This window comes from Waterburya sp. (assembly GCF_058530065.1).
The window spans coordinates 1-7,633 of sequence record NZ_JBZNBU010000132.1; the positions used below are offsets into that span (position 1 = coordinate 1).

The following is a 7,633-nucleotide window of genomic DNA, read 5'->3' on the forward strand; positions in this document are numbered from 1 at the left end:
ACAGCCGTTTTCAGTTGAATAGCTCTCTGGGAAAATTTACTAGTTCGTAGTTTTTAGTTTTTAGTTCTTATACCAATTCTCAAAAGTGTCTGGAGACATCAAGACATTTATCTCTTTTCACCAAAAAACCACAACCTTTGTTTTCCCTACACCCTATCCCCTAACCCCTACACCCTAACCCCTGCCACAACCGAAGTCTCTCGTTGTATTCGAGAATTGGTATTAGTTCTTAGTTTTTAAAGTTTAATTATGTGGTCTACCCATGTAAAAAGCGCAGTAAAATTACTATAAATCTCAATATAAACCGTATCTTTGTAAGAGAGTATCTATTAGTTTAGGTAAGCTTTTGGCAAGTTGTTTTCCATCGTTAAAGCTCAGTTGTTTGTAACCAACCATATCAAACGGTGGCGTACCTGATAAATCCGAACGTTCCATATTGAGAAGCAAAATTTGCCCGTTATCTTTATGCTGAATGCCATAGCCCAATTCAACGCAAACGTTGGAATCTATTAATAAATTAGACCCTTCTTCTCTTACTATATTGCTAATGGGGGTCACGTCAGCAATCAGTAAAAGACTTTTATTAATTTTGCGAAATTGACTGTTACTAAGACGTAGGGGCGATTCGGATGATTGTGGTGTTACCTCTAAAGATAGAGGAATGCGCGATCGCGTAGACAGTTTGTCGATAATGTTATGTAAAGCCTCAGTAATGGCTTCATTAGCTGGTTGATAGTGCTTTTGAGGACTGTAGTAGATAATTGGTTCGAGTCCTGAAATGCTAGTGCATTTGGTGAAATATATTTCTTGGGAAACCAAATCTACGTTCGATACTATATATGTACCGCTACCTTGGATATAAAACTCTACGGTTTTATTGGCTAGATAATTTTCAAACCAATCCGATCCTTCTACTTCCAAGCGATCGTCTAAAAAATCGGCTCGCAAACCCGTTTTTAATAAACTATTTCTACTCAAACGTAGAGTACAGGGTTTTTGAATTACTTTTTTGATTGGTTCGTATTGTTCTAAATACCAAGCTTTTAACGCGATGATTGCCACGATAGTCCGTAGGAGAGAATAAAAATTTTCAACTTCTCTAGTCTAATGTACGTTAGCAGTACGCGCTAATATCTTCTCCACAAACATCTGCTAAATAGCAAATTGCCCGAAAACGCAGGGCTACAACCTCATTATATAGAGGATTGAGCTTGCACATGGGAGGAATTTTGACAATAGTACGTCCGAATAATTTAATTTCCTTTTCAAAAGGACATTGGCTGGGAATCGAACGACAAATACGATGGGCTAGGGTGCTATTTTTGACTTCTACGCTGTCCAACCATTTTCTTAGTGGAGCAAAAATGTCAATTTTGGATTTTGGTTTGTGTATTGCGTTCATAATTAACTCCTTCACTGCGATCGATACTTTTTAGTTATTGACGGTCAATCCAACCTCATTCTTAATTGTTGAAGATATTTACGTTGGAAAACTTCAATTCATGCTTCTAATTCGAGCTAATGTCCATTAAATTACAAAAATTGTATTTAATAAGTGACCTGGATCTTATTTGAGAAACATCTGAACTCTAGAATTTTTCTTAGTTTTTGCTGTTATCATCCTGCACGATTTTTCAGTTATCGTGCATGAGTATAATCGCTTAATTTTGATAAAGATTACTTGAAGTCCTAGTTAAGAATTTGTAAATCTAATATTAGTCAAGATCGAACATAAGGTAAATAAAATGTACCTGGTATTTTCTAACAGATAAAAATATTTTATTTTGTTATCTGTGTAACATTTGTTAGATTCTTTGCCTTTGTTAGTGCTTTTTAAGCATGACCTAGCACTCTAAAGTAATTAGACTCAAACCTTATTAGTTTTCAATCGACTATCAAAATTGGCTTAAAGATGTATAGATATTCAAGCAAAAATATTGTTACAAAATTGACTGAAAACTGAAACCTTAGTTTAGGTAAATTCTACTCATTAACTAAGAGAAACTTGATTCGTTTGACACAGTAAGCTCAACTATTACTGAAACTAATGACACGAGATACCTGGAATATTATCTCTGGAATTAAATGGGATTTACGAACATTATCGATTGAATCAGACATTCAATTTTTCTTGCCATAGGTCAGTATAACGCTAGTAATTTTTAGTTGCAGGGAAAAATGTAGTCAATGTTACTAAATTGGCGAAAATATTCTCCAGTCTCTTTTTTTGATTTAAGACTGTATCAAACAATCACCCTCGAAACAATTGTGATAAATACCTTGAGTTACCAAAATTGTGGCAATGAGATTAGTGAGAACGATCGCAAATAAAATCAGAATTTGGTAGGAAGCAGCATCGAGAGGATTACTACCGCCCAATACTTGTCCCGTAAACATTCCTGGCAAACTTACTAAACCAACAACCACCATATTATTCAGTATAGGAATCAAGCCCGTGCGAATCGCTTCTTTTTTGTAGGCAAAAATAGCTTGGTAAGGAGTAGCACCCAAACAAAGATGAGTTTCTATTTCCAAACGATTTTGATTGATACTATTTAAAAAGCGATCGCCCGCTAAGGATGCGCTATTCATAGCACTGCCAAATAACATTCCCGCCAGAGGTATCAGATATTGAGGCTCGTACCATTTATCGGGTTGGATAATTAGAAGAATAATATAAGCCAGGGTAAAAACACTACTGGCAATTAAGGATAAAGCTACAGTAGGTAAAAGTCCTTTAAATTGCTTATCGATGCGGTTGCGAGTCACAATAGTCGCAATTGTCAGCATGATGCCCAGAATGATAATTACCGCCCACCAATTATCGATCGCAAACACAATATCTAGAACATAACCAATGGCAATCAACTGCATCAAAGAACGCACCGCACCATAAGCCAGTTGCTTTTCTAAACCTAATTTTTGCCAGAGAGACAGGGAGATGGCGATCGCAATTATGCCCAAGCACAACACCAGATCGAATGTATCGAGGGAAATTAAATCTTTCATTTGGTAATTAATTATAAATTGTAGGGGCTGTTCGGGAACAGCCCCTACAGGTTGCTGAAATATAAGTTTATTTGTATTAATAATAGATGTCAGATTGTTAAAACAGGGAAAGTTGCGGAGATGGGGAGATGAAAAAACAGATTATTAAACTGCGAGAACAATTGCAAAAAGCGGGATATGCTTATTACGTCCTCGATAATCCAATTATGGAAGATGCAGTATACGATCGCTTGTACCGCCAGCTACAGGATTTAGAAGCCCAATATCCCGAATTAATTACTCCCGATAGTCCGACACAGAGGGTAGGAGACAAGCCAGCATCCCAGTTTAGTTCGGTTAAACATAATATACCTCTATATAGTTTGGAAAATGCGTTTAATTCTGAAGAGTTGGCTAAGTGGGAAACTCGCTGGCAACGACAGTTGGAATCCTTACCCAATGAATATAGTTATGTTTGTGAATTAAAAATTGATGGTAGTGCGATCGCTTTAACTTACGAAAACGGTATTTTAGTTAGGGGAACAACTCGCGGTGATGGAGTAGCGGGGGAAGAGATTACCCAAAATATTAAAACGATTCGGACTATTCCTTTGAAGTTGAATCTGGAAAATCCTCCAGCTAGGGTAGAAGTCAGAGGAGAGGCATTTTTACCTTTAGCTGTTTTTGAAGCAATCAATCAAGAACGAATTAAGTCGGGAGAAGCATTATTTGCCAATCCTCGCAATGCTGCTGCGGGTACTTTGCGTCAGCTAGATTCTAAAATAGTAGCCCAGCGCAAGCTAAACTTTTTTGCCTATACCTTATATATTGTCGATTCAGAACAACAAGAGATAGCTTCTCAATGGAATTCTTTAGAGTTACTACAAGAGATGGGCTTTTTAGTTAATCCCAACCGCAAGCTGTGTAATTCTCTAGCAGAAGTAGAAGCCTACTTTAAGGAATGGGATACGGGAAGAAAAACCCTACCCTATATGACTGATGGGGTAGTAGTAAAACTCAATGACTATCAACTCCAGAAACAATTAGGCTTTACCAATAAATTTCCTCGTTGGGCGATCGCACTTAAATATCCCGCCGAAGAATCTCCCACTATTGTTAAAGATATTATTGTGAATGTCGGGCGTACTGGGGCGGTAACTCCCATGGCGGTGATGCAGCCAGTACAGCTAGCAGGCACGACGGTACAACGGGCAACTCTCCACAATAGCGATCGCATTTCAGAATTGGATATTCGTATTGGCGATACGGTAATTATTCGCAAGGCAGGGGAAATTATTCCCGAAGTAGTTCGGGTATTGCCCGATTTGCGCCCTGAAGGGACTATTCCCTATCAGATGCCACAAGAATGCCCAGAGTGTAATTCTCCTTTGGTACGCCCAGAAAATGAAGCGGTGACTCGTTGCGTCAATATTTCTTGTCCTGCTATCTTACGGGGTAGTATCATTCATTGGGCTTCCCGCAATGCTTTAGATATTCGCGGTTTGGGAGAAAGAATCGCCATTCTTTTCATTGAAAATAAGTTAGTCGCTTCCGTTGCCGATTTATATTCTTTAACTGTGGAACAAATAGCTAGTTTAGAACGGATGGGGCAAAGATCTGCTGCCAATTTAGTAGATGCGATCGCCGAATCGAAAAACCAATCTTACGATCGCATTTTATACGGTTTGGGTATTCGCTATGTAGGCAGTACCAACGCCAAGATTTTGAGTAACAGTTTTCCTTCGATTGAAGAATTATCCCAAGCACCTTTTGAAGCAATTGAGGCAGTATATGGCATCGGCGAAGAAATTGCCCAATCGGTATTTGAATGGGTTAGAGTTCCAGCTAATCAAGCTTTGATCGGTAAATTGCAAGAGGTAGGATTAAATTTTAAAGCAGACACAACTAATAGTAATAGTGAAGAAAATAATCTCAATTCAGTTCTAGGGGGAAAAACTTTTGTGATTACAGGAACTCTCCCCAGTTTAAAACGTAATGAAGCCAAAAAGTTAATTGAAGATGCAGGCGGCAAAGTAACGGGTTCTATCAGTAAAAATACCGACTATTTATTGTTAGGGGAAAATGCAGGTTCTAAACTAGCTAAGGCTGAAAAATTAGGCATCACTCGGATAAGTGAAGCTGAATTATTAAAATTGATTAAATCCTAAACAATATTTTCTTGATACTGCTATGGCAATCCCCTTATTTGAATTAACCACAAGTAAGATGTTGTTTTATTAACTAGTCAATAATATTCGATCCCAGACTGATTAAAATAAAAGAGTAATTATCTTTATATACAGTTATGGAAGCTATTTCTTCTCGCACTGCTAAATCCATAAGCTGGTCAACTGCAATAGTGATTGCTTTAGGATTTTGGCTTAGTGGTAGTTTAATTTTTGATTTCTTGATCGTACCTGGAATGCTAACTACAGGCATGATGAATGAGTCGGGTTTTGCCAGTGCTGGCTATGTTATTTTTGGCACTTTCAACCATATAGAATTGTTATGTGCTGCTACAGTTTTAACTGGTTGTTTGTATTATCGTTTTGCTGATTGTTTCGAGCAAAAAGTTAGTTATAAATCTGTTTTAATGGCAACTGGATTGTTGTTAATTTCTCTGACCTATACTTATGTTTTTACACCCCAGATGAGTAGTATGGGAATGTCTCTAGATTTATTTTCTCCTGCCCCAGAAGCTACCTCTACTGGCATGATGGTTACTCACTTAGTTTATTGGGCGTTAGAAGTAGTTAAACTAGTTTTTGCTACCGCTTTATTAAAAACTTTTTTTCGCAGTTACTGTAGCTTAAATTCATAGTTTCCCAAGTTGCAAAACCTAAAATATTGTTCGGGTATTATCAATTTAGATGGCATCATAATATAATATCCGAGCATATTGTCAGTTTTACTCAAGACTAGTGCAAATATTAATTTCTCCTGCCAAAACCCTCGATTTTGAAACTCCCAGTCAATGCGATCGCTTCTCTAAACCTGTTTTTCTGAGGGATACGGAAATATTGGTCAATCAGCTACGAAGTCTATCTTCCCAAGAGATTTCTAGCTTGATGCAAATTAGCGATAAGTTAGGCAAGTTAAACGCAGATCGCTATCAAGATTGGCAATTTGAATTCGACAATACCAATGCCAAACCAGCTTTGTTAGCTTTTCAAGGAGATGTTTACCAGGGTTTGAATGCAACTAGTTTTAGTTCGGCAGATTTTGATTTTGCCCAAGAGCATTTAAGAATATTATCTGGATTATATGGCATACTCAGACCGTTAGATTTGATTCAACCTTACCGTTTGGAAATGGGTACTAAACTGAATCGGGCTAAATTTTCCAATTTAGAAGCTAATAGTCTCTACGATTTTTGGCAAGATAAAATATCTGGCGCGATCACAACCCAACTAGAAAAACTAAACAGCAATCTTGTAGTCAATTTAGCTTCTAATGAATATTTTAAGGCGGTCAAACCCAAATTATTAGCGGCAGAAATTATCACTCCAGTTTTTAAAGATTGGAAGAATGATAAATATAAAATAATTAGCTTTTATGCCAAAAAAGCTCGCGGTATGATGGCAGCCTATTTAATCAAAAATCGTATCGAAAAAGTTGAAGAAATAAAAGGCTTTCAAGAAGCTGGATATAGTTTTAACAAGGAACTATCCGATGGTAACAATTTAGTTTTTACTCGCAACCAACAAGTATAAGGGATTGGAGATTGGTGACAAGTTAACGCCTTATACCGTTTGTCAACTCGTTTTTAGGTAATAGGTAGTAGGTAGTAGGTAGCTACGCTTTTTCCAGTCACCCAGTCACCCAGTCACCCAGTCACCTTATCCCCTCGTCTAATAAAACAAGACTTACTTAGCCAACTCAGCTTCAATAGCACTAGTCAATTCAGCAGAAGTGGGAGTAACGCCACTCTTATATCTAGCAACTACATTGCCTTGTTTGTCGATTAAGAATTTCTCAAAGTTCCAAGCTACATCCCCTTGAGGTTCGACGGAAGAAGTCAGAGTTTTGTATAAAGGATGTTGTTCTGCACCTTTGGCATGAACTTTATCAAACAGCTCGAAGTCTACGCCATAATTAGTAGTGCAGAATTGAAGGATTTCTTCGTTTGTTCCTGGTTCTTGCGCGCCAAAATCATTACAAGGGAAACCCATAACTTTTAAACCCTTGTCGCCGTACTCTTGGTTTAGTTTTTCTAACCCAGTGTATTGAGGAGTATAACCGCATTGGGAAGCAACATTAACAATCAACAATACATTTCCTTGGTAGTCGGCAATTTTCTTTTCTTTGCCATCGATAGTTTTTACGCTGATGTCGGATATATTACTCATGTCTCGGTATTAGAATAAGATTTGTTAACTATGGTAAATCCTACAATAATTTCTACCCCAAGCGATCGATTATCTTTTTAGGTAGTGGGTAGGGAGTAGTGAGTAGTGAGTAGTGGGTAGGGAGTAGGGAGTAGTGAGTAGGGAGTAGGGAGTAGCTTTCAAGGGTATGTTTTTAAGATTCATCCAGGGGCTGGAGAAAAATCGGGAATAAAGCTGCCTTTAGGTAAAGGCATTCCCTTAATCACAGATGCTAAAATCACCAAAAAGCCTCGTCGGAAACAACTTAATAATCGAGT

General features: G+C 37.7%; 6 protein-coding genes and 1 pseudogene. 3 read left to right on the forward strand and 4 right to left on the reverse strand.

The genetic code is table 11. The annotated features are described in order from the left end of the window. Positions 1 to 294: 294 nt before the first annotated feature. The 3 genes and pseudogenes from AC33VI_RS08755 to AC33VI_RS08765 all read right to left on the reverse strand — a co-directional run bounded on the left by AC33VI_RS08755 (position 295) and on the right by AC33VI_RS08765 (position 3,009). On the reverse strand, positions 295 to 1,062 hold the full coding sequence (locus tag AC33VI_RS08755) for a hypothetical protein (protein ID WP_491781884.1): 768 nt from the start codon (positions 1,060 to 1,062) through the stop codon (positions 295 to 297). A 52-nt stretch (positions 1,063 to 1,114) separates the two neighbouring features. Continuing rightward, positions 1,115 to 1,381: pseudogene (locus AC33VI_RS08760) on the reverse strand (Mo-dependent nitrogenase C-terminal domain-containing protein); the annotation flags it as partial. 851 nt (positions 1,382 to 2,232) lie between these two features. After that, on the reverse strand, positions 2,233 to 3,009 hold the full coding sequence (locus tag AC33VI_RS08765; RefSeq protein WP_491781885.1) for an ABC transporter permease: 777 nt from the start codon (positions 3,007 to 3,009) through the stop codon (positions 2,233 to 2,235). A 128-nt stretch (positions 3,010 to 3,137) separates the two neighbouring features. On the opposite strand from AC33VI_RS08765, the gene ligA reads away from it, so the two are divergent. The 3 genes from ligA (at position 3,138) to yaaA (ending at position 6,701) form a co-directional block, all read left to right on the forward strand. Further along, entirely contained in the window at positions 3,138 to 5,156 is a 2,019-nt protein-coding gene (gene ligA, locus AC33VI_RS08770; RefSeq protein WP_491781886.1) for an NAD-dependent DNA ligase LigA, read from the forward strand. 137 nt (positions 5,157 to 5,293) lie between these two features. Beyond that, complete coding sequence (locus tag AC33VI_RS08775) at positions 5,294 to 5,809, forward strand: hypothetical protein (RefSeq protein WP_491781887.1); 516 nt, start codon at positions 5,294 to 5,296, stop codon at positions 5,807 to 5,809. Positions 5,810 to 5,909: 100 nt separating this feature from the next. After that, complete coding sequence (yaaA, locus tag AC33VI_RS08780; RefSeq protein ID WP_491781888.1) at positions 5,910 to 6,701, forward strand: peroxide stress protein YaaA; 792 nt, start codon at positions 5,910 to 5,912, stop codon at positions 6,699 to 6,701. Positions 6,702 to 6,854: 153 nt separating this feature from the next. Here the strand turns inward: yaaA and AC33VI_RS08785 are convergent, their stop codons facing one another. Further along, positions 6,855 to 7,337 carry a glutathione peroxidase gene (locus AC33VI_RS08785; protein ID WP_491781889.1) on the reverse strand — a complete coding sequence of 161 codons (483 nt, stop codon included), beginning with the start codon at positions 7,335 to 7,337 and terminating at the stop codon, positions 6,855 to 6,857. Positions 7,338 to 7,633: the final 296 nt, after the last annotated feature.

Excerpts from the sequence above, each read along its gene's own strand:
- ligA (WP_491781886.1), top strand. The coding sequence starts at position 3,138 with ATGAAAAAACAGATTATTAAACTGCGAGAACAATTGCAAAAAGCGGGA.
- AC33VI_RS08775 (WP_491781887.1), top strand. The coding sequence starts at position 5,294 with ATGGAAGCTATTTCTTCTCGCACTGCTAAATCCATAAGCTGGTCAACT.
- AC33VI_RS08765 (WP_491781885.1), bottom strand. The coding sequence starts at position 3,009 with ATGAAAGATTTAATTTCCCTCGATACATTCGATCTGGTGTTGTGCTTG.
- AC33VI_RS08785 (WP_491781889.1), bottom strand. The coding sequence starts at position 7,337 with ATGAGTAATATATCCGACATCAGCGTAAAAACTATCGATGGCAAAGAA.